The sequence below is a fragment of the Sphingorhabdus sp. Alg231-15 genome (genome assembly GCF_900149705.1).
Taxonomy (GTDB): domain Bacteria; phylum Pseudomonadota; class Alphaproteobacteria; order Sphingomonadales; family Sphingomonadaceae; genus Parasphingorhabdus.
The window spans coordinates 187,731-212,785 of the sequence record NZ_LT703001.1 but is presented as its reverse complement, the minus strand read 5'-3'; the positions used below and the strand labels follow the sequence as shown (position 1 = coordinate 212,785).

At 52.7% G+C, this 25,055-nt stretch carries 26 protein-coding genes; 7 read left to right on the top strand and 19 right to left on the bottom strand.

Annotated elements, in window-relative coordinates; translation table 11 throughout:
* Nucleotides 1–11 precede the first annotated feature (11 nt).
* From DG177_RS01010 to DG177_RS00985, 6 genes are all read right to left on the bottom strand, one after another.
* Entirely contained in the window at nt 12–1,268 is a 1,257-nt protein-coding gene (locus tag DG177_RS01010) for a class I SAM-dependent methyltransferase (protein WP_108809789.1), read from the bottom strand.
* 66 nt (nt 1,269–1,334) lie between these two features.
* A complete protein-coding gene (locus DG177_RS01005; protein WP_108809788.1) occupies nt 1,335–2,117 on the bottom strand; it encodes an SDR family oxidoreductase in 783 nt (260 codons plus the stop codon).
* A gap of 160 nt (nt 2,118–2,277) precedes the next feature.
* A complete protein-coding gene (locus tag DG177_RS01000) occupies nt 2,278–3,669 on the bottom strand; it encodes an FAD-binding domain-containing protein (RefSeq protein WP_108809787.1) in 1,392 nt (463 codons plus the stop codon).
* Entirely contained in the window at nt 3,666–4,688 is a 1,023-nt protein-coding gene (locus DG177_RS00995) for a metal-dependent hydrolase (RefSeq protein WP_108809786.1), read from the bottom strand. The genes DG177_RS01000 and DG177_RS00995 overlap by 4 nt, the downstream gene beginning before the upstream one ends.
* Before the next feature lie 208 nt (nt 4,689–4,896).
* Nucleotides 4,897–5,925, bottom strand: coding sequence for a thiamine pyrophosphate-dependent enzyme (locus DG177_RS00990; RefSeq protein ID WP_108809785.1), 1,029 nt, complete (start codon nt 5,923–5,925; stop codon nt 4,897–4,899).
* A complete protein-coding gene (locus tag DG177_RS00985) occupies nt 5,922–7,811 on the bottom strand; it encodes a 2-oxoacid:acceptor oxidoreductase subunit alpha (protein ID WP_108809784.1) in 1,890 nt (629 codons plus the stop codon). The genes DG177_RS00990 and DG177_RS00985 overlap by 4 nt, the downstream gene beginning before the upstream one ends.
* Nucleotides 7,812–8,011: 200 nt before the next feature.
* Here DG177_RS00985 and DG177_RS00980 point away from each other — a divergent pair, with 200 nt between their 5' ends.
* From DG177_RS00980 to DG177_RS00970, 3 genes are read left to right on the top strand one after another with little or no spacing between them, the layout of a single operon-like run.
* The gene (locus DG177_RS00980) at nt 8,012–8,956 is read left to right on the top strand and encodes an alpha/beta hydrolase fold domain-containing protein (RefSeq protein WP_108809783.1); all 945 of its coding nucleotides are present in this window, start codon (nt 8,012–8,014) and stop codon (nt 8,954–8,956) included.
* Nucleotides 8,953–9,441: an RNA pyrophosphohydrolase gene (locus tag DG177_RS00975; protein WP_108809782.1), complete on the top strand. Its 489-nt coding sequence runs from the start codon at nt 8,953–8,955 to the stop codon at nt 9,439–9,441. The genes DG177_RS00980 and DG177_RS00975 overlap by 4 nt, the downstream gene beginning before the upstream one ends.
* A gap of 31 nt (nt 9,442–9,472) precedes the next feature.
* On the top strand, nt 9,473–10,423 hold the full coding sequence (locus tag DG177_RS00970) for a DUF481 domain-containing protein (RefSeq protein WP_108809781.1): 951 nt from the start codon (nt 9,473–9,475) through the stop codon (nt 10,421–10,423).
* 18 nt (nt 10,424–10,441) lie between these two features.
* On the opposite strand, the gene DG177_RS00965 is transcribed toward DG177_RS00970, so the two are convergent.
* From DG177_RS00965 to DG177_RS00945, 5 genes are all read right to left on the bottom strand, one after another.
* Nucleotides 10,442–10,975: a tetratricopeptide repeat protein gene (locus DG177_RS00965; RefSeq protein WP_108812699.1), complete on the bottom strand. Its 534-nt coding sequence runs from the start codon at nt 10,973–10,975 to the stop codon at nt 10,442–10,444.
* Between the two features lie 84 nt (nt 10,976–11,059).
* Nucleotides 11,060–12,238: an RsmB/NOP family class I SAM-dependent RNA methyltransferase gene (locus DG177_RS00960; RefSeq protein WP_108809780.1), complete on the bottom strand. Its 1,179-nt coding sequence runs from the start codon at nt 12,236–12,238 to the stop codon at nt 11,060–11,062.
* The gene (locus tag DG177_RS00955; RefSeq protein ID WP_108809779.1) at nt 12,235–12,444 is read right to left on the bottom strand and encodes a hypothetical protein; all 210 of its coding nucleotides are present in this window, start codon (nt 12,442–12,444) and stop codon (nt 12,235–12,237) included. The genes DG177_RS00960 and DG177_RS00955 overlap by 4 nt, the downstream gene beginning before the upstream one ends.
* A 12-nt stretch (nt 12,445–12,456) precedes the next feature.
* Entirely contained in the window at nt 12,457–13,923 is a 1,467-nt protein-coding gene (guaB, locus tag DG177_RS00950) for an IMP dehydrogenase (protein WP_108809778.1), read from the bottom strand.
* Between the two features lie 88 nt (nt 13,924–14,011).
* On the bottom strand, nt 14,012–15,526 hold the full coding sequence (locus DG177_RS00945; RefSeq protein ID WP_337658405.1) for a M28 family peptidase: 1,515 nt from the start codon (nt 15,524–15,526) through the stop codon (nt 14,012–14,014).
* Between the two features lie 102 nt (nt 15,527–15,628).
* On the opposite strand from DG177_RS00945, the gene DG177_RS00940 reads away from it, so the two are divergent.
* Both DG177_RS00940 and DG177_RS00935 read left to right on the top strand, forming a co-directional pair.
* Entirely contained in the window at nt 15,629–16,588 is a 960-nt protein-coding gene (locus DG177_RS00940; RefSeq protein WP_108809776.1) for an SPFH domain-containing protein, read from the top strand.
* 18 nt (nt 16,589–16,606) lie between these two features.
* Nucleotides 16,607–17,065 carry an NfeD family protein gene (locus tag DG177_RS00935; RefSeq protein ID WP_108809775.1) on the top strand — a complete coding sequence of 153 codons (459 nt, stop codon included), beginning with the start codon at nt 16,607–16,609 and terminating at the stop codon, nt 17,063–17,065.
* A 23-nt stretch (nt 17,066–17,088) separates the two neighbouring features.
* Here DG177_RS00935 and DG177_RS00930 read toward each other — a convergent pair whose 3' ends face one another.
* Nucleotides 17,089–17,469: a hypothetical protein gene (locus DG177_RS00930; protein ID WP_108809774.1), complete on the bottom strand. Its 381-nt coding sequence runs from the start codon at nt 17,467–17,469 to the stop codon at nt 17,089–17,091.
* 24 nt (nt 17,470–17,493) lie between these two features.
* The gene (locus DG177_RS00925) at nt 17,494–18,075 is read right to left on the bottom strand and encodes a DUF937 domain-containing protein (protein ID WP_108809773.1); all 582 of its coding nucleotides are present in this window, start codon (nt 18,073–18,075) and stop codon (nt 17,494–17,496) included.
* Between the two features lie 239 nt (nt 18,076–18,314).
* Here DG177_RS00925 and DG177_RS00920 point away from each other — a divergent pair, with 239 nt between their 5' ends.
* Together DG177_RS00920 and DG177_RS00915 are read left to right on the top strand one after the other, a co-directional pair.
* Complete coding sequence (locus DG177_RS00920) at nt 18,315–18,680, top strand: DUF3597 family protein (RefSeq protein WP_108809772.1); 366 nt, start codon at nt 18,315–18,317, stop codon at nt 18,678–18,680.
* A gap of 51 nt (nt 18,681–18,731) precedes the next feature.
* The gene (locus DG177_RS00915) at nt 18,732–19,382 is read left to right on the top strand and encodes a uracil-DNA glycosylase family protein (protein ID WP_108809771.1); all 651 of its coding nucleotides are present in this window, start codon (nt 18,732–18,734) and stop codon (nt 19,380–19,382) included.
* On the opposite strand, the gene aguB is transcribed toward DG177_RS00915, so the two are convergent.
* The 6 genes from aguB to DG177_RS00885 form a co-directional block, all read right to left on the bottom strand.
* The gene (gene aguB, locus DG177_RS00910; protein ID WP_108809770.1) at nt 19,379–20,230 is read right to left on the bottom strand and encodes an N-carbamoylputrescine amidase; all 852 of its coding nucleotides are present in this window, start codon (nt 20,228–20,230) and stop codon (nt 19,379–19,381) included. The two genes, DG177_RS00915 and aguB, sit on opposite strands and share 4 nt — an antisense overlap.
* 7 nt (nt 20,231–20,237) lie before the next feature.
* Nucleotides 20,238–20,588: a DUF3147 family protein gene (locus tag DG177_RS00905; RefSeq protein WP_108809769.1), complete on the bottom strand. Its 351-nt coding sequence runs from the start codon at nt 20,586–20,588 to the stop codon at nt 20,238–20,240.
* 14 nt (nt 20,589–20,602) lie between these two features.
* The gene (locus DG177_RS00900) at nt 20,603–21,460 is read right to left on the bottom strand and encodes a class I SAM-dependent methyltransferase (RefSeq protein ID WP_337658400.1); all 858 of its coding nucleotides are present in this window, start codon (nt 21,458–21,460) and stop codon (nt 20,603–20,605) included.
* Between the two features lie 65 nt (nt 21,461–21,525).
* Nucleotides 21,526–22,386: a class I SAM-dependent methyltransferase gene (locus DG177_RS00895; protein ID WP_108809767.1), complete on the bottom strand. Its 861-nt coding sequence runs from the start codon at nt 22,384–22,386 to the stop codon at nt 21,526–21,528.
* Between the two features lie 75 nt (nt 22,387–22,461).
* Complete coding sequence (locus tag DG177_RS00890) at nt 22,462–23,982, bottom strand: glutamate synthase-related protein (protein ID WP_108809766.1); 1,521 nt, start codon at nt 23,980–23,982, stop codon at nt 22,462–22,464.
* Nucleotides 23,983–24,057: 75 nt separating this feature from the next.
* The gene (locus DG177_RS00885; protein WP_108809765.1) at nt 24,058–25,044 is read right to left on the bottom strand and encodes an agmatine deiminase family protein; all 987 of its coding nucleotides are present in this window, start codon (nt 25,042–25,044) and stop codon (nt 24,058–24,060) included.
* Nucleotides 25,045–25,055: the final 11 nt, after the last annotated feature.

Genomic DNA, 25,055 nt, shown 5'->3' with positions numbered 1-25,055 from the left:
CCTGCTTTCTATTATTCTTTTATCAAAGTCACTTGCGAGACATTAATGCCGCCACCACTGAAACCGCCTTCGCAATAGGTCAGGTAGTAGCGCCACAGCCGAACAAAATGTTCATCAAATCCCGATGGCAATTCGCCTTGCTCAACAATCGCTTCGAACCGTTCTCGCCAGAGGCGAAGTGTATGGGCATAGTCTGGGCCAAAATTGTGTTGATCCGACCAAGATAATCCGCGTTCTTCGGCAAGGGCACGGAACCGGCTTTCCGACAACAACATACCACCGGGAAAAATATAGGTCTGGATGAAGTCAGCGCTGGCGGCATATTGGTCAAAAATATCATCAGCAATACTGATATATTGAATGGCAGCACGTCCGCCTGTATTAAGATTGCGTGCGACGCAATCCAGAAAATCCGGCCAATATTTCTGCCCGACCGCTTCGACCATTTCGACACTGGCGATGGCGTCATATTGACCGACAACATCGCGATAGTCCTGAATGAGGAAATTGGCCTCAGGGTGATGCTCCCTGGCCCATTCAGTCTGCTCATTTGACAAGGATATGCCGGTCACATCCAATCCATGTTCTCGCGCCAATGTGCCGGACAAATATCCCCAACCGCATCCGATCTCCAAGACTTTCTGGCCGGGTGTTATGCCCAATCGGCCGGCTATCGCTGCAACTTTTTTCGCCTGCGCTTCTTCTAAAGTTACTGCTTTTCCGGCGTTATCTTCGAATAGTGCGCTGGAGTAGCTCATGCTTTCGTCTAGCCACAGCCGATAAAAATCATTGCCCAGATCATAATGATATTGGATATTCTGCCTTGCTCGGGCCTTGTCGTTGCGACGACGCGAATGACGCATCTTGGCAATGAACCTGAAAATGCCGGCGGCGCGCCCAGTGTCTTTCAACCCGGCGCGGTTGCGAGTAAACAGATCGAACACCGGCACCAGATCCGGGCTTTCCCACTCGCCCAGTTCCCAAGCACGATACCATCCCACAGAACCGCTATTCACCAGACGCAGCAAAGCGTTCCAGCTATGGATTGTAATCTCCGCCATCGGCCCTTCGCCGCGGCCACCGACAATACGGGTGGTGCCGTCCGGTAATTTGCCTTCAAACGTGCCATGATTCAGGCCTGCATCAATCCGGTCCAATATCCGATGGAATCCGGGTGCGATCAAACGTGCGAGCAAGCCACCACCTGTGCCGAAGCGCTTGCGCGCATCGAGCAGATGTTTTCCACGTTTTGGCGCCTCTGCATTCATGAGCCAAATATGGACCAGTGGTAACTGCTTGGCAATGCGGAACTATCCCTATCAGTGGTGGTCATATCAAGAACCCGGAGCCGCAGCAGAACCGGCTAATATACCGCCATCAATGGTCATTTCGGTTCCCGTGATATAGCTAGCCTCATCCGAAGCCAGCAGCACAGCAACCGCTGCTACTTCTTCAACCTCACCGAACCGTCGCATCGGTGTGTCTTTCACCAACGCATCAATGGCGGCCGCGCGTTCAGCACCTTCGCCCAACATCGGTTCCCACATCGGCGTCATTATTGCCGCTGGATGGATGGAGTTGCACCGGATATTCAAACCCAATTGGGCGCAATAGAGTGCCACCGACTTGCTGTGGTTTCGGATCGCTGACTTGGAAGATGCATAAGCTGCAGCTCCAGGAACACCGACCATACCGGAGCGGGACGAGATGTTGATGATGGAACCAGTCCCTTTGTCCTTCATCGCGCGGATCGCATAACGGCATCCCATGAACGTGCCATCGAGATTGACCCTGTGCACCGCGCGCCAGTCTTCCAACGATGCATTTTCCGGGTCATGGGGCGCGACGCCTGCTTCAAACCCGGTAATGCCGGCATTATTAACCACGACATCGGCCGCGGGATGCAGGTCGGCCAAACGATCCCAATCGGCCTCTTTTTCGACATCAAGGACAAGGGTTGAACTTTGCAGCTCCTGCCCCGCCTCCGCCAGTGTTTCGGTATCCTTGTCGGTCAATAGGACCGTGGCGCCCTCGTCAATGAAAGCCTTGGCAATAGCTTTACCAATACCGCGAGCCGCACCGGTGATAACGCAAAATTTTCCTGATAATCTGTGCATAAAAGATCCTGAATAATAGGTGTCAAAATCCTCAGTCCAACGGACTGATGGGGTTCATTTTGATGTGCCCTAAGGCGACCTACTTATTCATCGACCTGATATCCTCTTTTCGAATGTCCGGATCAATAAGCAGATATTTCAGTCATTTCAATCCCTTCCGTCATTTCACTTGTGCATAAGCGTCTAACGCCCGTGCCCGTGCCTCCTTGTGAGCGATGATCTTCGAGCGATAACGAGCCGGTTTCGCGCCACTTTCTTCGGGATCGTGGACATAGGGGTCACTGACATCTGCCAGCTCTGGCACCCATTTGCGGATATAGTCGCCAGCGTTGAATTTCTCTGATTGGGTCAGTGGCGCCATGATACGGACGAACATATTACTATCGACTCCGGTGCCTGAAACCCACTGCCAATTGACACTGTTAGACGCAAAGTCCGCGTCAACGAGCGTGTCCCAGAACCATCTCTCGCCTTCGCGCCAGTCGATCAGCAGATGCTTGATCAGGAAACTCGCCGCAATCATCCGGACGCGGTTATGCATCCATCCTGTCGCCCAAAGCTCCCGCATACCAGCATCAACGATCGGATAGCCCGTCTGGCCATGGCACCAGGCATCATATTCTTTCCGCACTGCGGGATCAGTCATGTCACGCCAAGGGAAAGCACGGAATTTCTCGCGATAGCTTTCTCCGCCATATTGCGGGAATTGCTGAATCACATTTTGGGCATAGTCCCGCCAGACAATCTCTTTGAGATAGGTTTCAACTTTGGCACCCTGCCCGGCCAACCGGTTCCAGATTGCGGCCGGGCTGATTTCCCCGAAATGCAGATGCGGTGAGAGCCGCGATACCAATTGCTCTGATGGCAGGTTGCGGCCTTCATCATATTGCGCTGCTTTATCGACGAAGATCTCTATAGCTTCATTGGCACCGGCTTCCCCAGGATTCCATTCATCCACAAAGCCAGTGGCCCAATCAGGCTTGCTCGGTAGCAGATGCCAGTCGTCCAGATCATCGCTGACCGGCCAAGCATGGGGGGCGGCGATATGTTCTGGCGCATCCGACGTTTGCGTCGGCGGCATGCGTTCGCGCAGGGATTTCCAGAACGGTGTATAGATTTTATAGGGGCCGCCGCTGCCGGTTTTCAATATTCCGGGCGGGAGCAGATAATTTCCGTGATGCAGAACAACTTCGGCATTGTCACTCAACTTGATCCGCAAGTCCTTTTGCGCATTAAGCCACCAAGGCTCATAATGATGCAGCGCATGGATTTCTTGCGCGCCGCTCTCCTGCGAGAGTTCAGCCAGTATGTCGGCCGCTTTGCCGCGCCGCAAGATCAGCCGCGATCCCTTGGTGCGCAAATCGGTGTCCAATGACTTCAGGCTATGATGCAACCACCAGCGCGATGCGCCACCCATTTTACGGTGCTTGGGTGTTTCATCATCGAGGATATAGACCGGGATGACCGGACCGTTAGCAGCGGCTGCAGCAACGGCGGCTTGATCGGAGAGGCGCAAATCGCGCCGGAACCAGAGAATCGTTGGCGATGTCATTGACCACCTATGGCAGTTTCTCCAGATCTCGGATTTTCATCATTCGGAATCACAGTGCTAACCGCAAAACGATCCTGAACCAGAAGGCTACGAAACCGCATGTCGGAAATATTCAGCGTCACACCTTCTTCTGATGCGGCACTCTTGTCCTGTTGCAAAACCGGCATTCTCGACCAAAACAGATATGCGTTTGCATTCGGGTCTGAACTTTTGACTTTCTCAACCATGGCTTGGGTTGCATCATTCTTAATCCATTCGCCTTTCCAGTAAAAGGGTTCCGGATCGATGAGATCAAATATCGTTTCGCCATATCTGGCATCGACACCTGTGCCCATTTGCCAAAGCATTTCCCGCCGCCAAAAAGTGACCGGTACGGGATTCGCTACCACCTGATCCGGTTTTTGTCCTGTATGCTGGGTAACCGCAAGTTCGGTGTCTGCTTCCGCCTTACCGGTAATCAAACCATTGGCAAAAATATAGGCACAGATGGCAGCAAAGCTTATCCAAGCCGGTCGCTGCCAGTCGTCCCTGCCCTTTTTCTCTCGCCGCCGCGATATCCAGACGCCGGCTATCAACGCAGCCCAAATCCAGATGTCGATGATGAAGATGCTGTCGCCATAATACCATTGCGAGGAAAATGGCTCGAGCAAACGAACCCCATAGCTGTTGAGCCAATCCAGCGCTGGGTGGCTGAGACAGCCGATATAAGCCAAGGCCAAGAGCCAGCCTCTGTGGATCGGCAAGCGATCCGCTGGACGCTTGCCCCGCCCGGTCTGCCAGCGGTCGAACCACAGCATGATTCCGGTCAACAATAACGGCAATATGACCATCGCTATCGGGCCGTGCGTTATACCCCGACGAATGGCGAGATGCTGATGTCCACCAAGTAGCGTCGCAAACGCATCAATATCGGGAATGTTAGCAGCGATGATCAAGGTCGCCATGCCTAAACCGGTTTTCTTTTTCAGGCCGAGCTGACCCAGAACAGCTCCGGCAAGGCTATGAGTAAGATTATCCATATGGTCGACCGCCGTCTAAACCGGACCAAGAAATTATACACTTTACACGCAAAACGGGGGTCATCTTCGGGTGAACTGTTTCATATGAGCGACGAAATTTCCGTTCAGAATCGCCCCACCCCATAGCGTGACGAAAAGGACCGCAGCCCTGCCAACATGCTGGCAAAGCAAATCCTACATTGCAAGCAACAAGTGTCGCAAATGGCTGCTAAAGTTCCGGGCCGTCCTCGGTCACAGTCCAGGTCTGCCCTTTGTTAAGCAATGCCTGAAGGTCCGGTTTCTTGCCTTCAGCCGCTTGTTCATTCTGCTCAACCACCGCCGCTTCAAAAGTCGGACGCGGATCGTCATAGAGTACGCCAATGGCCATCGGAAATTCTCCAAATGGCATTTCAATCAGCATATGGGCCACCGAGCGATTGGTCACGTCATGGACGATCACATTGGCTGCTTGCCAGTCGCCATCGACAACATCGACCACTTTCAGCGACAAGGTTTCACGATCCAATGTGATTCCCTTTTCGCCTTTTTCAAACAGCATCGGTTCACCATCGGCGAGAAGGAGCTGAGTCGACGCGGCGGTTTTCTTGGCCGCAAATTCCTCGAACACGTCTTTATTATAGACGATACAGTTCTGAAAAATCTCGATAAAGGCAGCGCCCTTGTGTGCATGTGCGGCTTTCAAGACATTGGTCAGGTCCTTGTGCACGTCAATACCGCGCGCAATGAACCGTGCACCGGAACCCAGCGCAAAGGCACAGGGGCTGGCGGGCCGATCAACCGAACCATAAGGCGTCGAAGGGGTGTTCGTTCCCACCCGAGATGTCGGTGAATATTGCCCTTTGGTCAGTCCGTAAATCTCATTGTTGAACAGCATGATCTGGCAATCGAGGTTGCGCCGCAACAGGTGCATTGTGTGGTTGCCGCCGATGGATAGCGCGTCGCCATCACCGGTTATAATCCAGACATCGAGATCAGGATTGGCCAGCTTCGCGCCTGTCGCCACCGCAGGAGCACGGCCGTGGATAGTGTGAAAACCGTAAGTTTCCATATAATAAGGAAAGCGAGAAGAACAGCCGATCCCGCTGATAAACAACGTATCTTCGGGACGGACGCCTAGATCCGGCATCGTCCGTTGAACCGCTTTCAGGATCGCATAGTCACCGCACCCCGGGCACCAGCGTACTTCCTGATCGGTTTCCCAGTCTTTCAGCGTCGTGATTTTCGTCATCTCGTTCATGACAGATTCTCCTCAATCGCCGCATCAATTTCGGCAATGGTAAAGGGCTGGCCTGATACTTTGTTTACGGGCTTCGCATCGACCAGATATTGATCGCGCAATACGGTTTTCAGCTGACCTGTGTTCATTTCCGGCACGATGACACGGTCATAGCTTTTCAGCAACTCGCCCATATTTTTAGGCATCGGCCAGACGTTTCGAACATGGATATGACTGACATCTTTGCTAGCCTCAATCGCACGGCGCACTGCCTGGTGGATCGGTCCGAAGGTTGAGCCCCAACCAACAACCGCCAGCTTGCCGCCCGATTTACCCATCGCAACATCCTGATCGGGAATGCTGTCGGCAACGCCCAGCACCTTATCGCGGCGAATTTCCGTCATCTGTTGGTGATTGGCCGCGCCATAATCGATATGGCCGGTATCAATGCCTTTTTCGATGCCGCCGATCCGATGCATCAATTCCGGCGTGCCCGGTTTGATCCAGGGCCGCGCCAGCTTCTCGTCACGCGCATAGGGCTTCAAGCCGCCTTCCGGCATTTTGTCCATGAAGCTGGTTGGAAACGGCTCCAGACTTTCAACGTCTGGGATTTTCCATGGCTCAGCCGCATTGGCGATATAGCCGTCGGTAAGCAGCATGACTGGTGTCATATATTGCACCGCAATCCGCACCGCCTCAATCGCACATTCAAAAGCATCGCCGGGCGAACGCGCGGCAATGACCGGCATGGGCGCATCACCATTGCGGCCATAAATGGCTTGATACAAATCCGATTGCTCGGTCTTTGTGGGCAATCCTGTTGAGGGTCCGCCGCGCTGCGAATTTACAATTACCAAGGGTAGCTCGGTCATGATCGCGAGCCCCATAGCTTCGCCCTTCAGCGCGATGCCCGGGCCAGATGAAGAGGTAATACCCAATTTGCCAGCATAGCTTGCACCGATGGCAGCCGCGATCGCAGCAATCTCATCCTCGGCTTGAAAGGTTGTTACGCCAAATTCCTTGAGCCGCGACAAATGGTGTAGGATTGCGGAAGCCGGGGTAATTGGATAGCCGCCAAAGAACATCGGCAAGTCCGCCAGCTGTGCACCCGCCACCAGACCAAGTGACAGCGCTTCTGCGCCGGTCACCGTGCGATACTCGCCAGGCGCGGACGGCGCTGCGCCCACCTTGCGGGTCGTCAAATGACCGCTACCAAGGCCATCGCCAGATAATTCGGCGGTTTCGCCATAGGCATGGCCGGCATTTAGTGCTGCGATATTTGCATCCGCCACATCAGGCAGTTTCGCAAACTTGGCCTTAAGCCAATCGATAATCGGTTGGCGTTCCCGCTCAAACATCCAAAGCGCCAGACCGAGCGTCCACATATTCTTACAGCGCAGAGCTTCTTTGTTACCAAGCCCGAAAGGCTTTACCGCTTCCAGCGTCAGCGCGGAAATGTCGAGCTTAAGCAATTGCCACTTGGCCAAAGAGCCATCTTCCAGCGGATTATTTTCATATTTCGCTTTGTCGAGGTTCCGTTTTCCAAACTCGCCTTCATCGGCAATGATCAAACCGCCATCGCGCAAGGCATCAACATTGGTCTTCAATGCAGCGGGGTTCATCGCAATCAGGACGTCAGGTTGGTCACCTGCGGTTTCAATGGCGCGGCTACCAAAATTAATCTGGAAAGCCGAAACACCGAATAAAGTTCCTTGCGGAGCGCGGATTTCAGCTGGAAAATCAGGAAAAGTCGCGAGGTCGCTGCCCGCCAGGGCGGTAGATAAGGTGAATTGCCCGCCGGTAAGCTGCATACCATCGCCGCTATCACCAGCAAAGCGAACGACGACATTCTCCGCACCTTCTGGTTGGTTATTGTCTGAATCGTCCTGTTTAAGCGCCGTAGCCATAAATAATTTCCGTACCCATCACTCTATAGAAGATGCGGTAAAGCACTTCTCCCCTCTGCTTCAAACCATAAAAACTACTAGGGATAAAGTTTTTGTTTGAAAGTACAGATTCAGAATACAACTTGCCTAGTGAACCCGAGCTGATCTAGTCGCCTCTGGAAGAGTAGCAAATCAATACGCAACGATACGGAGACTAGAGGATGACAACGGCTTTTGTACGACCCGATGCCCAGGCAATGCTGGCCATGTTGGAAACAGCAATGGAGGTTCCTATGGATCAAATGGAACCAGCAGCGGCGCGCGAAGTTTATGTTGGCATGCGCTTTCTGGTCGACGCTGAGCCCACGGAGCTGGCAGTTGTCAAAGACCTGACCTGCCCCGGACCTGCTGGCGATATAAAGCTGCGTTACTATGACAAGCGAGAGAACCGCGAAAAAGGTCCCGCGATCATTTTTTATCATGGCGGCGGCTTTGTCATCGGCGATCTCGAAAGCCATCATCCTTATTGTACGGAAATGGCAGCGCAGATGGATTTGCCACTGATCGCAGTCGATTATCGCCTCGCCCCCGAAGCGCCCTTCCCTGCCGCACCGGATGACTGTGAGGCCGCGACCCGCTGGATCGTTGAAAATGCAGCCAGTGCATTGGGAATCGAAATTGATGGCCTGATACCTTGCGGCGATAGCGCCGGCGGCAATCTGGCGATTGTGGTGGCACAGGACCTGGCCAAAAACCCTGCATCTGTGCCGGTAATTGCGCAGGTTCCGATCTATCCTGTTGTTGACAGCACGGCCTCGGAAGGGTCGATGCAGGAATTTAGCGAAGGCTTTTTGCTGACCAAAGACTCGATGGATTATTTCCAGGGCCATTATGCCAGCCCTGCCGGCGATGAACGCGGTGATCCGATTCACGGCGATCTGGCAAGCAGCCCGCCAACGGTCTTGATTACCGCAGGTCTCGACCCGCTCAGGGACCAGGGCCGGGCTTATGGGGCAAAGCTTATCGAAGCAGGCGTACCGGTGACCTTTATGGAGGCCAAGGGCAATATCCATGGTCTTATCTGTCTGCGTAAGGGGATTCCGTCGTCACAGCAGGATGTAGACGGTATTTGCAATGCGCTGAAAGCTACCTTGGCCGCTCTATGAAGGATTTTAGCAATCTTCCTTACCGCCCCTGTGCCGGCATCATGCTTGCCGATACTCTTGGGCGTGTTTTCGTCGGACAACGGCTGGATGCCAAGGCCAGTGCCTATCCAGACGCCTGGCAAATGCCGCAGGGCGGCATTGACAAGGGGGAAGATGGTGAGGCAGCGGCAATCCGGGAACTGGAAGAAGAAACTGGAATAACCGCCAATCATGTGCAGATAATTGCGCGCAGTGCCAATGAGCATCTATATGATCTGCCCGATGAATTACTGGGTAAAATCTGGAAGGGAAAATATCGGGGCCAGCGCCAATTCTGGTTTCTGATGCGGTTTACAGGCGAGGACCGGCATGTCAATATTGCCACCGACCATGCAGAATTTTCGGATTGGAAATGGGCCGACCCCAAAGAATTGCCGGATATGATCGTACCGTTCAAAAGAGATTTATACCGCGCAATTTTGAAGGAATTTGAACCCCTGATCTGACTGCGAAACAGAATAGATACGGATTTGTAATATGTTGCGTACAATAGTTTGGTCATTTCCTCTGGTGACTATCGGATTTGCATCGCCATCACTTGCGGCACTTCCAGAACCGGTAAAAGCGATGATCGAAGCGGCCATCGAATCCGGTAAGGACGCGGAAGTCAAATCGGTTCTCAAGTTTGCAAAAGTCACAAATCCGGACGATGCCGCAGAAATCGATGCGATGCTGGCCGCATATAACGTAAAGCAGACACAACTCGCAGCAGCCCAAAAACAGGCCAAAATGGAAGCGCCTTTTTTCCAGAATTGGACAGGAGAAGGCGAGCTTGGTGGCTTTCGCAATACCGGCAACTCTAACAATGTTGGCTTAAGCGGTGGTATCAAGCTGGCAAAAGACGCGGTCAAATGGCGCCTGAAATTCCGCGCCCGCGCTGATTTTCAACGCAGCAATGGCGTGACCAGTCGGGAACAATATGCTGCTGCCCTGGAACCCGAATATAAAATCAATGACCGGCTGTTCATCTACGGACTGGCGCAATATGACCGAGATCAGTTTCAAGGCTTTTCATCCCGGTACACCGTTTCCGGTGGTATTGGCTACGCAGTGATCAAGGAAAAAGACATTTTTCTGAACGTGAAAGCCGGCCCCGCCTGGCGGCTTACGGAATTTTCTGAGGGCGGGTCCGACAGCAGTCTTGCAGGCCTGATCGGTCTTGATCTGGGCTGGCAAATCGCGAAAAATCTAAAACTGACTCAGGGAGCCGGAGCAACACTAGCTTCTGATGCGCAAAGCCTGACCAGTGCTAATGTTATATTCTCTTCCGGTACAAATACGCTCACCGCAACAACCGGACTAGATGCGAAGATAAACGGCAAGCTAACCGCCCGCTTCTCTTATGCTGTTGAACATGAAACCAATCCGCCTGATGGCAGCGAAAAAACTGATACGCTCAGCCGCGCAACCCTGGTCTATGACTTTTAGAGGCCTGGAGTTTGCTGCTTAATTGGGCGCTACTTCTTTGGCCTTTTCATCGCTCACTTTTGGTTTTGGCGTAACGGCCTGCGCTGACATGACCGGTATTTTTTGAGAGGCAGTGATCGCCGATGCCAGCTGGGTTGTTTGCGAACACCTAGTCCGGCAGAGCGTTTCAATCCGTGAAAGGTTGATTTTTGCCTTTTCGACGGCACCGCGTTGAACCAGCGCTTCACCCTGCCCAGCCAGTGCATCAAGATTATTCGGATCAAGGATCAACGCCTCGCGATAAAAGCGAATGGCTTTGCCCGGTAATTTTTGAGCGCGTGCAATCTGGGCAAGCGCGATAAAAGCCGATCCGTTACGTGGATCAACCGCCAGAGCCGTCTCGTACAGGTCCGTTGCCAGTTCAAGATCACCTTGCTTCTGTGCCGCTTCCCCTCGCTCCATATAGGCAACCGAACGGGCCTTGATTTCCACGTCAGCCGACTGGCCAAAACCAGCACTGGAAACAGTGGCCAAAACCAGGGACATCGCAAGGGCAGCGGGTGAAAAACGCATAATCAGCTCCAATAAAGACTCAGGCTTTCTAGCAGGGTCACCTGCACGTTCGGTGAACATGCCGGATCCTGTCATCGTCTGCTATCACATTTTTTCAAGGCAGGTAAAATAAAAGCCATCCGTTCCGTCTTGATACGGGGTGAGAAGAATTCCTTTACGATATGGCCGTCCAATCGGCAAATCAACCTCTATATCCCGCCAATTCGGGTGGTTTTTAAGGAAAAGCTCCGGTTGATCCCCGCCTTCGGCATCCAAAAGAGAACAGACCGCATAGACCAGCCGCCCTCCCGGGGCGACCATTGAGCTCGCCAGTTCCAGTAATCGCGCTTGTAATTTTGCCGTTTGATCCAGCCTTTTCGGCGTCATTCGCCAGCGCAGTTCAGGGTTGCGCCGCCAAGTCCCCGTACCGGTGCACGGCGCATCAACCAGAACGAGATCGCATTGGCCCTTAAAGGGAGAGAGCGCCTCTTCTTCTTTATTAGGTGACAACAGCAACGTATCGATATTCCGAGCGCTGGATCTGCGGAGCCGCGGTTCAATACGGCTTAAACGCCCACGGTCCGTATCAGCAGCGATAATGCGTGTCTCATCTGGCAATTGCGCGGAAAGGCCCAGTGTTTTCCCCCCTGCTCCGGCGCACATATCCAAAACCAAATTCGGTTCATTGGGTAAACAAGCGGCTATTATGGCCTGACTGCCCAGATCCTGAATTTCGATCTGACCGTCATTATAGGCCGCATTGTTCTCGACATTTGTCCCGGTCGGCAGACGGTAGGCATAGGATAAAGGCAGCGCTTCTATTTCCGGCCATTGAGTCTTGATCGTCTCAGCGTTACCTTTTTTCGGATTGAGACGGATATCCAATGGCGCACGATCAAATAGGGACGCCTGTTCGTTGCCATCAATCGGCGCCGCAAATCGGCTCAAAAGCCAGTCCGCAATAATTCCTCCGCTGGCCCGGAGCTCTTTGTCCCCGAGCGCAGCAGGGCCGTAAGCAGAACCGTCGAACAATTCCCGCAATTCCGGCTGTTCCTCGGTCAATCCGGCCATTGCAGCGCGTCCGCTTTCTGGCCGATCACCAAATCGCCGGATGGCGGCGTAGGCAAGTTCCCGCACGGTCCGGCGGTCTTTTGATCCAGCATAGCGGCGGGCTTTAAAGAATTTCTTGGCGATATTATCAGCTGAAGCGCCGTTGTCCCGTGCCGCTACGATTATTTCGTCCAACAGTTCAATCGCTGCTTGCAGGCGCGCTGAGGGCGTCATTCGATGATGCGGCTGTCTTTGTTCAAACAGTGAGACTGCGTTTGAATGTCTGCGCCGTGCTTCTTCATCGCGTCCTCAATGGCTATGACAGCATAGTCTTGACACTCGGCCACAGTCTGGAAGGGTTCAATCGTCCACAATGGGTCGCCTTGATCGTGCCCTTCTGGCCAAACCAACAACAGCAAAAATATTTTCAACTCGACCATCGACCAATCTCTTTAGCGGGTGGGATAGTTTGGCGCTTCCCGCGTAATGGAAACATCATGCACATGGCTTTCCTGCAGGCCCGCATTGGTAATGCGGACAAATTCGGCATTTTCTCGCAAATGCTGTAACGTTTCGGAGCCAGTATAACCCATGGCCGCCTTAACGCCGCCCACCAATTGATGTACGACGTCACCCGCTGGACCTTTAAAGGGCACCTGACCCTCAATACCTTCCGGCACCAGCTTCATTTGATCCTTGATATCCTGTTGAAAATAGCGATCGGCGGATCCGCGTGCCATGGCCCCGACAGATCCCATTCCGCGGTAGCTTTTATAGGCGCGCCCCTGATAGAGGAACGTCTCACCCGGCGCTTCTTCGGTGCCGGCCAGCAACGAACCGACCATGACCGATGATGCACCAGCAGCCAAGGCCTTGGCGACATCGCCTGATGTTCTGAGGCCGCCATCCGCGACAATGGGTATACCGGATTTGGCTGCTTCCTCAGCGCAATCCATGATTGCGGTCAATTGCGGCACACCGACACCAGCAACCACGCGGGTTGTACATATGGAGCCTGGACCAATGCCGACCTTTATACCATCCGCACCCGCATCAATCAGCGCGCGCGTTGCAGCAGCCGTGGCAACATTTCCGGCGATAATCTGTGTCTGGTTAGAACGTTTCTTGACCTCTTCCACAGCCTTGGAAACCATTTTGCTATGACCGTGGGCAGTATCAATGACCACCAAATCACACTCAGCATCGATTAAAGCCTCGGTTCGCTCCAGGCCTGCATCTCCAACAGTTGATGCTGCGGCCACTCGCAGGCGCCCCGTGCTATCTTTGGTAGCATCTGGATAGGTCACCGCTTTTTCGATGTCCTTGACGGTGATGAGGCCGACACAATGATAGCTGTCATCAACCACCAACAGCTTTTCGATACGCCTGTGATGAAGCATCCTGCGTGCTTCTTCCTGACTGACACCCACCGGGACCGTAACTAGATCGTCCTTGGTCATCAGTTCAGAAACAGGTTGCCGAGGATTTTCCGCGAACCGGACATCGCGGTTGGTCAATATGCCGACCAGCTTGCCACTGTCCTCGACCACAGGAATGCCGGAAATCTTGTTTTGCGACATGGTCGTTTCAGCATCAGCCAAGGTCGCGTCCGGCGCAATCGTGATCGGATTGACAACCATACCGGATTCAAACCGCTTCACTTGCCGTACAGCGGCGATTTGTTGCTCCAACGTCAGATTGCGGTGAAGCACACCAATGCCGCCCATTTGCGCCATCACAATCGCCATATCGGCCTCGGTTACGGTATCCATTGCAGACGATAAAACCGGGATATTAAGTGCGATCTCTTTGCTCAGCCATGTCTGGGTATTGGCCTGACTGGGCACGATATCCGACGCGCCGGGCTGCAGCAGAACATCATCAAATGTTAGTCCGGTTCGGATTTCTCTGCTGCTCATGGAATGCCACTTTCTGGTCTGCTGAATTTGATTCTGTGGCGGCCCATGTAATCAGTTCTGTCGCCATCCGCCAGCACTATTCGCTGTACTATTCGCCGGCACTGTCCATATGCCCTTTTTGGTGGGCTTTCGTCGGATAGGTTTCAAGGTTGCCGAAATATCGACCAAGCGCGACGTGAAAATTGGCATCGTCGACTGCGCCGCCAAGCAACAGTTCGTCATCCAGTTCATCGCTTGCGTCATGATAGCGCCCGTTCAGATAGTTATTGAGGCGTTCCTGATCCGAAAAGGCGCTGGTGACCATGAAAGCCGGAATATTTTTCTCCAGGAATACATACCCATCCTGGCGCTTTAGAAAGGCATTGGCTTTGTCCGTTTTGTCTATTTCCCGATCTTCTGCGATAGCGACCTTTTCAAGGTCATCATCCAAATCTGTCTCACCGCGTCCGACAATCGCCAGCAACTTGCCATTGGGTGCTAAAGCTACCGTATCAGCGTTAAACACGGCGACCAGTTTTTCCAGTGGGAAGCTTGGATTAGCTGCAAAAGCCCTTGCGCCCAGCAATCCGCTTTCTTCCGCTGTGGTGGCCAGAAAATAGATGTCGCGGTCCGGTCGCACTTTCGTCAACCGCTTGGCGGTCTCGATCAACAGCGAAATACCGCTCGCATTGTCTACCGCCCCATTGCAGATACGGTCTACAGCAGGCGCTTGACGACATTCGCCAAGATGGTCCCAATGCCCCAGAAAAAGCACCGCACCGCTGCCCGGCTTACGCCCGACTATTTTGCCAACAACATTGTGGGATTGATAGGACCGAACGCGCGTATCGGCTGACAAATCTGCATAGATACCGGTTTGCAGGGGACGGAAATCGCCTGACGCTGCGTCCTCAGCCAATTGATTATAATCAATTCCGGTTTTCCGCAGTAACTTTTCAGCCGCCGCTTTGCTGATAATTCCCTCCAGGCCAGCATGTTGTCCATCAACATCCAGGCTTGTACTGGAACTGCGAAAACGTCTGGCCAACCGGTTAAATCTGGTTTCGCTGCTCGCTATGGAAATTACACCCCATGCACCGGCGGCAAGAATCTTGGCTTTACGATCACGATAGCTTGGAAATTCTTTGGCTCCTGGTGGCGATCGCAAGAACATGAAAACCAATTTGGTTGAGACGGCTTCAGCCAACTGATCCTCGCTCTGGTTTCCGTAACCGACATGCACAATGGGAACATTGGTCGACCGGCCTGATTGCATGGAAGAGCGCAGGATGATCTGATTCTCATCAATCCGAATGGTCTTTTCACGCTTACCATTAAAACGCGTGAAGCTTACAGTTTGCTTCAAGGGTGTCCGATCAACCAGCGCCACTGGCGCATACCAGGATGCTAATCCTGTCGCTGGCACCAATCCAGCTTTTTGCCACTCTGTTGCGATATATTTAAGGGTTTTGTTCTCCCCCAGGGTGCCTGGCTTCCGGCCACCGAAATCATCGCTCGCCAATATTTCGATATGCGTACGCAAATCCGATTCCGAGATATCCTCTGCTTGGACGCTGTAAGAAGACGCAAATGCCAACATGGCGACGCACATGATAAAACGCATAGAATCTGGTAACCTTGTTTCAGAGCGGAAAATTTGCTTTTTCCTTGGCATTTTGACGAGAATAATCAATGATGTTCTAAATATTCTGGAGGCTGGCAAAACATGGAATTTCTTTTATTGCTCGTTCTGATCGTGGTGATCGTTTATCTTTTTGCAAGTATAAAAATCGTTCGACAGGGCTATGAGTATACCATCGAGTATTTTGGCCGCTTCACGACTATCGCCAAGCCAGGTTTTAACTTCTTCCCCGCGTTTCTTTATCGCGTTGGCCGCAAAGTCAACATGATGGAACAAGTTCTGGATATTCCAGGACAGGAAATCATCACCAAGGACAATGCGATGATCTCCACCGACGGTGTCGTGTTTTTTCAAGTCCTGGATGCCGCGAAAGCCGCTTATGAGGTCAACGATCTCTACAACGCTATTTTGAACCTTGTGACCACCAATTTACGGACCGTCATGGGTTCAATGGACCTCGATGAAACTCTGTCGAAACGCGACGAGATCAACGCGCGCCTGCTTACGGTAATTGATGATGCCACTACACCTTGGGGCATTAAAATTACCCGTGTCGAAATCAAAGATATTCGGCCACCACAAGATATTGTCAACGCAATGGCGACGCAAATGAAAGCCGAACGCGAGAAACGCGCGAATATTCTCGATGCTGAAGGTGCCCGCGCATCTGAAATTCTACGCTCCGAAGGCGAAAAGCAGGCCCAAATCCTGCAAGCGGAAGGCCGCCGTGAATCTGCTTTTCGGGATGCCGAGGCCCGTGAACGCGAAGCAGAAGCCGAAGCCAAAGCAACCCAGATGGTTTCCGAGGCCATTGCCTCCGGAAACGCCCAGGCGATCAATTATTTTGTGGCACAAGACTATGTCAAAGCAGTCGAGAAATTTGCGGTCTCGCCCAATGCCAAAACCATCCTGTTCCCGGTGGAGGCCACACAGCTAATCGGTACATTGGGTGGTATTGGCGAGCTCGCCAAGGAAGCATTAGGCGATAACGCGCCATCAACACCGCCGACCAAGACCAGACGCAAGGGCCCGTTTGAGCAGTAATCGCACCACAGACATGATATGACAGATTTGATAACCACCAATCCCGCTTATGTCTGGCTAACCTTGGCAGCCTTGCTAGCCCTGGCAGAGATATTTGTGCCTGGCGTTTTCCTGATCTGGGTTGCTGCGGCGGCGGCGGTTACCGGTATTGCCAGTACATTTATTGAACTGACTCTGGCTGGTCAGCTGACGTTATTCGGTCTTTCTACCATTGCAAGCGTGTTACTGGGTCGTCGTTGGTATTTGACCAATGTTGTAAAAAGTGAAGACCCACTACTCAACGACCGGGCAGCGCGCATGATCGGAACGACCGTCACCGTCGTCAAACCGGTCAACGCGACATCTGGTCGTGTCAAAGTGGCCGATGGAATTTGGTCTGCACGCGGTCCTGACCTGAAAAAGGGTGAGACCGCGCGCATTGTTGATGTCGCCGATGGCGTATTGATTTTGGAAGAAATGCCCGAACAAATCACCTGATTGTCGGACATCCCGGTCCGGACTTATTTCTTAAAGAAGCCCTTGGCCATGTCCGTAATGTCATTCAGCGGATTGCCATCACCGTCACGGTCCAGAAAACCACTGACTTTGCCAAGGATACCGTCCTCACCGCCGAGCTTGTCCATCAGACCGCCTTCGCCGTCTAACCCAGCCTTTTCTGCCATCGCGGGCATAAGGCCTTTAAGTTTCTCCGCATCGACGCCGGCTTCGGCCGCAGCTTCCTTGATTGCGGTTGCTTTATCAACGCTGCCATCCTGCAATTTCGTGAAGAGCGCTTCCCCACCAGATTTCAGTTCGTCAGCTGACATGCCGACTTTTTCAGCCAAGCTGTCCAGATTTACATTGTCAGGCAACATGCCCAGTGCATTGTCCAAAAGTCCCATTTCTTCTCTCCTTTGGTTGTTCTTCTAACGTGCCAGCTTGCCCGCCATGCCGATGATATCATCGAGCGGATTGCCGTCGCCATCAAGGTCAAGCAGCGACCCTAATCCGCCTAGACCACCCGACGATGATGCGGACGAACCGCCACCGAGCAGACCGCCAATCAGACCGCCGAGGCCGCCTCCGCCATTGCCGCTATCATCACCGCCCTGCTTTGCCATATAGCCAGCAACCATCATCGCAACGACGGGAAGCATTTTTTTCAGCAAATCGCTGCTTATACCCGTTTGTTGCTCGGCACCGGCTGCAACCGTACGGCTGACCTCCTTAGATCCGAAAATCTGGCCGAGCACTTCATTGCCCTGATTTACCGGGGTAGGCTCGGTTCCTAACACATTGTCCAACAACCCGCCACCACCGAGCTGCCCCAAGAGACCGCCCAGGCCATCCAGACCACTGGGATGCGCCTGCGTGGTTTTCTTAAAACCGCCGAGAACGGCCGGGAGCAGAGCAGCTGCACCCGCTTGAGCTACGCTTTCATTTACACCCAGTTCACGTGCCATGGTTTCGATGCCACCTGACTGTTGTAATATTTCCAAAATGCTCATTTCCGGTCTCCTTAAGCCCCGCAGGGGTCATTATTGATTCTGTCGATTTAAACCCCTCATTAGCATGTTTTCTTACCCAAAACGCATGAGTTGCAAAGGTTTACGAGTATTTACACTCTAGTACACCATTGATCGGCAAAAAAACACCATGCGGCATTTGACTCTACGCAATGGAACTCCGAAGAACGGTCTCAAGGGCAAACAAAAATATCCCTGAGGAATCAAAGAGGAGCATAATCATGAGCATATTTGGAAAAATCAAAAGCGCCATTTTCGGCGGCGAAGCAAAAGCCGCTGAACCGGAAGCAGCAGCTCCGGCAGCCGAAGCAGCACCAGCGGCACGCGCAGCCATTACCGAGGTCGATGTCACCGCAAGGCTCGACAATATCCCCGGATCAGACAAGCTAAACTGGCGCACGTCGATAGTGGATCTAATGAAACTGGTCCAAATTGATGCGAGCTATGAAAACCGGAAGGCCCTGGCGCAGGAATTAGGCAACGCCAGCTATAGCGGATCGGCCGAAGATAATATCGCTCTGCACAAGCGCGTTATGTCGGAAATTGCGGCCAATGGCGGCATTGTACCGGCTGAGTTGAAAGACTGATTTTTCAGTCCTTTACTGGACGCGATGTCCAAATAATCTTAGGCGGGGGTTATGAGCGATCATAGCCCCCTTCCTTTTGCCGAAGCACCGAAAGACTGTCGCCGCTGTCCGCGCTTAGTCGGTTTGCGCAAGTCACTCCGCAAAGAACATGGCGATTGGTGGAACGCCCCGGTTCCTGCCTTCGGTGATCCCAATGCATGGCTCGCGATTGTCGGACTTGCACCCGGCAAGGAAGGTGCAAACCGGACCGGCAGACCATTTACCGGCGACGCATCCGGCGACCTGCTTTTCGCAACGTTGGACAATGTTGGTCTCTCCAACGGCAAGTTTCAATCTCGCGCGGATGATGGTGTGACCCTGAATGGTGCGATGATCCTCAATGCAGTCAAATGCCTGCCGCCAGAGAACAAACCCAATGGTGTGGAGATTAACAATTGCCGCCCCTATCTCATCAAGGCTCTTGATGGCTTGCCCAACTTGAAAGTTATCCTGGCCCTAGGGAAAATTGCACATGACAGCGTAGTCAGAATGACCGGCGGCAGGTTGGCAGACCATAAGTTCGCGCATGGCGCGGAGCATCGATTACCCGATGGCCGGATCTTGATCGATAGCTATCATTGCAGCCGGTATAATGTGAACACGAAGCGACTGACGGCCGCGATGTTTGAAGAGGTATTTCGGACAACCTTGGCGCGTCGTTAACAATCCTCAACCAAGCGCCCGTATAGCTCTGGTCGCCGATCCCTGAAAAAACCCATACCTGCCCGGTGCTTGCGCGCCTGTTCCAGATTAAAGGTCGCGACAAGGACTCCGCTATCTTCAGCACCATATTCCAGCACCAGATCACCCCATTCATTGGCGATGAAGCTATGACCATAGAAGCTCTGCCCATCTTCCTCCCCAATGCGATTGCTCGCAACCACTGGCATGCAATTGCTAACGGCGTGTCCCTGCATCGCGCGCCGCCACATCCGGCTGGTGTCAAGGCCGGCGTCATAAGGTTCTGAACCAATCGCGGTTGGGTAAAACAGGACTTCTGCTCCCAACAATGCCATTGCCCGTGCTGTTTCAGGATACCATTGGTCCCAGCATATACCGACACCGATGGTGGTTCCAAAGACATCCCAGGTCTTGAAACCGCTATTGCCGGGGCGGAAATAGAATTTTTCCTCATAGCCCGGCCCGTCGGGAATATGGCTCTTGCGATATACACCCATGATCTCCCCGTTCGGATCGATCATCGCGACGCTGTTATAATGATGTGGTCCTTCGCGCTCAAAGAAGCTTGCGGGGATCGCTACTCCCAATTGCTTTGCAAGCTTTTGCATGGCTTTAACGGGCGCGCTGTCTTGTGTTGGTTTTGCCAGCGCAAATAATGCTTCATCTTCGGTCTTGCAAAAATACGGACCGGCAAACAGTTCCGGTGGCAATATAATCTGTGCGCCCTGCTCTGCCGCTTCGGCCACATGCGCGCTCACCGCCTCGATATTTTCTACTTCGTTGCCGTTTAGGGCCAATTGCAAAGCGGCAACCGTGATATTCTGTGTCATGACGCGCTCATAGCTTGATGCCGAAACGGGCTGCAATCGGAATTGTCGCTAAATAGAGGATAATCGTGACCAAAATACCCGCTGACAGCGACGCCCAGAAGTTGATCCCCTGTCGCAACATGACCGGGATGATGAGAAACATCGGCAGACTAGGAATAACGTAGAAGAACGTTGCCTGCACATGTCCGGCTAGCAATTCCGTATCGCCGGTATCGCGCCACAACCAGATCATCGCCAAGATGGAGATTAGTGGCAGTGACGCGATTAGCGCACCCATGGCCGGATAGCGGCGGGCGATGATTGCAACAATGGCAACAATCACCCCCGAAACTATCGCCCGGACCGCAAACTCACCCATATATCAACATGACGTCATGGCAGCTTTTTGAACAACAATGTCATGCGGTCCGATTCACCGATCTCAGTAAATCTGGCTTTGTCCGTATCGCCCTCGGCATAGCGTGGCGGCAGGGTCCAGACACCTTTAGGATAGTCCGCAGTGTCTTTTGGATTGGCGTTGATTTCCGATTGTTTGACCAATTCAAAGCCATGCGCTTCCATAAACTTCACCACCGTATCCGTACGCAAATAGCCTTTGTTGCCATCGGCATAGCTAAACGGCGTGCTGTCCTTCGCGCGATGCTGAATGATACCAACCATGCCGCCATCTTTCAGCATATTGCGCATCACCTTGATCTCGCTATCTGCCAGATTCCAGCGCATCAAATTGTGCATCATCCGCGGAATTATTACAAAATCCGCAGTACCATTGGCTTCTTCCGGCACTTTGTCCGTTGTATAGGCGGAAAATTTCGCAGCTGGCATGCCCGTCCAATCGGCCACATCATTAGGAAACTTGGCAGGGAAGCCGCGAATACGTTCCTTGGCTTCATCGCCGAAAGGCAAAGGGTCGGGCGCGAATGTCAGGCCGATAAACTTGCCTTTTTCAGCAACATAAGGCGCCAATACCCGGGAGTACCAACCGCCGCCAGGAACATATTCAACAACCGTGTGACTGGGCTGGATACCAAAGAAACTGACGGTCTCAGCCGGATGCCGATATTTATCACGTGCCTTGTCCTCTGCGCGCCGCTCATGGGCGATGACAGCACCCAGGTTGGTTTCGTGCGACACACCTTCTTTGGCGTGATGATTTGCGGAAGCGGGCATAAGTGCAAGCGATCCCAAAGCCGTCATAGTGCCTATCATGATCAATTTCTTTTTCATCATTTTTCCTCTCGTTCGGAAGTCGGTTGATAGCCGGAGCGACTGTTTCAGTCGTCTCCCTGCAAAAATTAAGGCCGTTTCTTGAATAACAAGGTCATACGGTCAGACTCACCAATGGCCTGATATTTGGCTCTGTCTTGATCCTTATTGGTCAGAACAGGTGGCAGGGTCCAGACGCCTTTTTCGTAATCTTTGGTGTCTTTTGGATTGGCGTTGATTTCGGACGAATCTACCAGTTCAAAACCGTTAAGCTCAAACAGGGCGATGATCGAACTCTGCTTCAAATAGCCTTTTGTGCCCTTCGACGTCGCATAGGTAGCGTCTTCATTGGCGCGGTGCTGGACGATACCGATCATGCCATCATCCGCCAATATTGATCGTAGCGCCTGTAATTCGGAATCGGAACGAGCGCCATTGAGCATACCATGCATAGAACGGAATATCAGAATACGATCAATTTTGCCCTTCATCTCTTCGGGTACTTCATCGCTTTCATATGCGGCAATCTGGTCAGCTGGCACACCCGTCCATCCTGATGCCGCATCCGGAAAGCGCTCGGGCCAGCTTTTGGAGCGCCCTTCCCGGGCCCGGCTGGTAAAGTTGATGCTGTCACTGTTTCCGTTGACAGCGACATATTTTCCACTGCCGCTCAGATAGGGCAGCAATATCCGCGTATACCATCCTCCGCCTGGGCCATATTCCGCTACTATATGTGTCGGTTTAACCTGGAAAAATGCCAGAGTTTCAGAAGGGTTGCGATAAACATCACGGGCCTTGTCATCCTTGCGCCGATCATGGTTGATCACGGCTGCCAGATTGGCGTCACTATGCATCGCGCCGTCTTTTGCTTGATCTTTTGCCAGCGCAGGAACGCCTGCGGTTGCCAACAATGCTGTCGCGACGCTGGCGAATAGGAACTTCTTAGTCATTCATTCAGACCTTTCAGTTGGGGAATATCTCTCTGATATCGAACATAAATCAGCTGCACGGTGATGCAAAGCAGTTTATCCAGAGACATCTTCTATCATCTTGAATTCCGTCGCAACTTCTGGCCGGGGATAAAGTTCATTCAGAGGAATGGATTTGCCAGTATCTTGGACGATGCGAACATGTTTGCGGCTTAGTTGTCGGGGCTCATCAACGCCGCAGCTATGGGCCAGCACTTCAACCTCATGGACAACGCTTTTACAATAGTTCGCCACCTTGACCTTCTTATCCGTTGGGTCAAGCCCGCGTTGCAGGCGAGGATCATGAGTGGTGATACCAGTGGGGCAAGTATTTTTGTTGCACTTCATCGCTTGAATACAGCCCAGAGAGAACATGAAACCGCGCGCGCTATTGACAAAATCTGCACCGGCACAAAGCGCCCAAGCGACTTCGCTTGGCGTAATCCGCTTGCCTGAAGCAATAATGCGCACGCGCTCTCTCAATCCATATTTGTGCAAAATGTCCGACAGCATCGGCAAGCTTTCATCAAGCTGCAGGCCAACATTATCCATCAGCGGCATGGGTGCGGCACCGGTCCCGCCATCACCGCCATCAAGAGTGAAGAAATCCGGTGCGCTTTCTATGCCGCGACGATGGATCTCCTGGCAAAGGACTTCCAGCCAGCCATAAGCACCGACCACGGCTTTGATACCAGTCGGCTTGCCGGTAACTTTGCGAACATTATCGATAAAATCGAGCATATCGTGGACATTGTTGATTTCAGGATGCCGATTGGGGGAAATCGAGGCTTGGCCTTCGGGAATACCGCGTACCTTGGCGATAACATCGGTAACCTTCTCGCCCGGCAGTATACCACCCTTGCCCGGCTTTGCGCCCTGAGACATTTTTATTTCAAACATCCGCACTTGCTCATGATCCGCCACAGCGCGCAGTTTGTCATCATTCAGGCTGCCATCGTCATTCCGGATCCCATATTTGGCCGTACCAATTTGGAAGACAATGTCGCAGCCCCCTTCCAGATGATAGGGAGACAGTCCACCTTCGCCAGTATTCATCCAGCATCCCGCCATTTTCGCACCATGCGACAATGCCCGAACGGCGGGAACCGACAAGGCTCCAAAGCTCATTGCCGAAATGTTGAATAGCGACTTGGCTTCAAAGGGCTTTTCACAAAAAGGGCCCAATGTGCATGTCGCGGTTTCAGCGGCATCTTTTTCCAGCGTCGGAAACGGGCAGTTAACGAAAATCGGTGTTCCGGCTGGATCAAGATTCTTGGTCGATCCAAAGGCGATGGTATTGCCTTTCCCCTTCGCCGCGCGTCCGACCCATTCCCGTTCTGCCCGGTTAAAAGGCATTTCCTCGCGATCCATTGCGAAAAAATATTGTCTGAAAAATTCACCCAAGCTGCTGAACAAATGGCGGAAGCGACCGATGACCGGGTAGTTGCGGCGTACAGCATCTTGCTTCTGCGTAATATCAACGAAGAATAGCACAATCACGCTAGCCAACCCAAGACCTAGCAAGAAAACCAATATATAGGTGAGCGTGCTCAAAACACTCAAAATTCCGTCAGCCATTACTATCCCCTAAACAATTTAATCAGGATAGCATTTTGCTCCCCTCAAGCATAGTTCGACCGATCACGGCAGAAGTTACAAAATCTGGGCTACTGGGATTTGCTGGGAGATGCAGTGAAAGCTTCCACCACCATTCAGCAATGCGGTACTGGAGAGGCCCACAACCTTGTGTTCCGGAAACAGGGCTGCGATCGCCTCTACTGCTCGATCATCATTAACAGCGTCATATTGGGGAACTGCAACAACCGTGTTGCCGATATAGAAATTCATATAGCTTGCCGGTGCAACAGCGTCATCAATTTCATATTTCCCGACTGAGGGCAATCGGACGACCTCCAGGCCAGTTGCAACTGCCCGTAGCACCGCATCTTCGAAAATCCCTCCATTGGGATCATTGCCATCACTGGCCTTGGGAATCGCTACCGTGCCAGTAGCAACAAAGCGGGCCAAATTATCGACATGACCATCGGTATGGTCCGCCATCAAACCCTTGCCGAGCCAACATATTTTTTTGGTATTCAGAGCCTCACGCAAGCTTGATTCAAGCTGCTGCTGGTTCATCTGTTTGTTGCGATTATTATTGAGAACGCATTGCTCGGTCGTGACCAAAGCGCCTTGACCATCACCATCTATCGCACCGCCCTCCAAGATCCAATCATGGTCTCGGATATACAGGCCCCGTGATTGGGCCAGACGCGCACCGATGTCCTGATCGCCGGCCATCTCAAACTTTCGACCCCAGCCGTTAAAGCCAAAATTATGCGCTTCGCGGCCATTGCTGCCAACGGTGATAATCGGTCCCGTGTCGCGCAACCAGATGTCACCAAATGCCTCATTGATGATGTGAACTGGGTCATCAACCATTGCTGTAGCTGTATCAACATCCTGTTTATCACGACACACAAGTACAACTTGCTCGCCATCACCATTGTCGCAAATGGCATTGGCGAAGGCGGCAACTTCGCGCTGCGCCTCCTCCAATTGCTCGGGCCATTCTATGGGATTGCCGGGAAAGCCAATCCAGACTGCTTCATGCGGCTCCCATTCGGCTGGCCATCTCATGGTCTATCCAA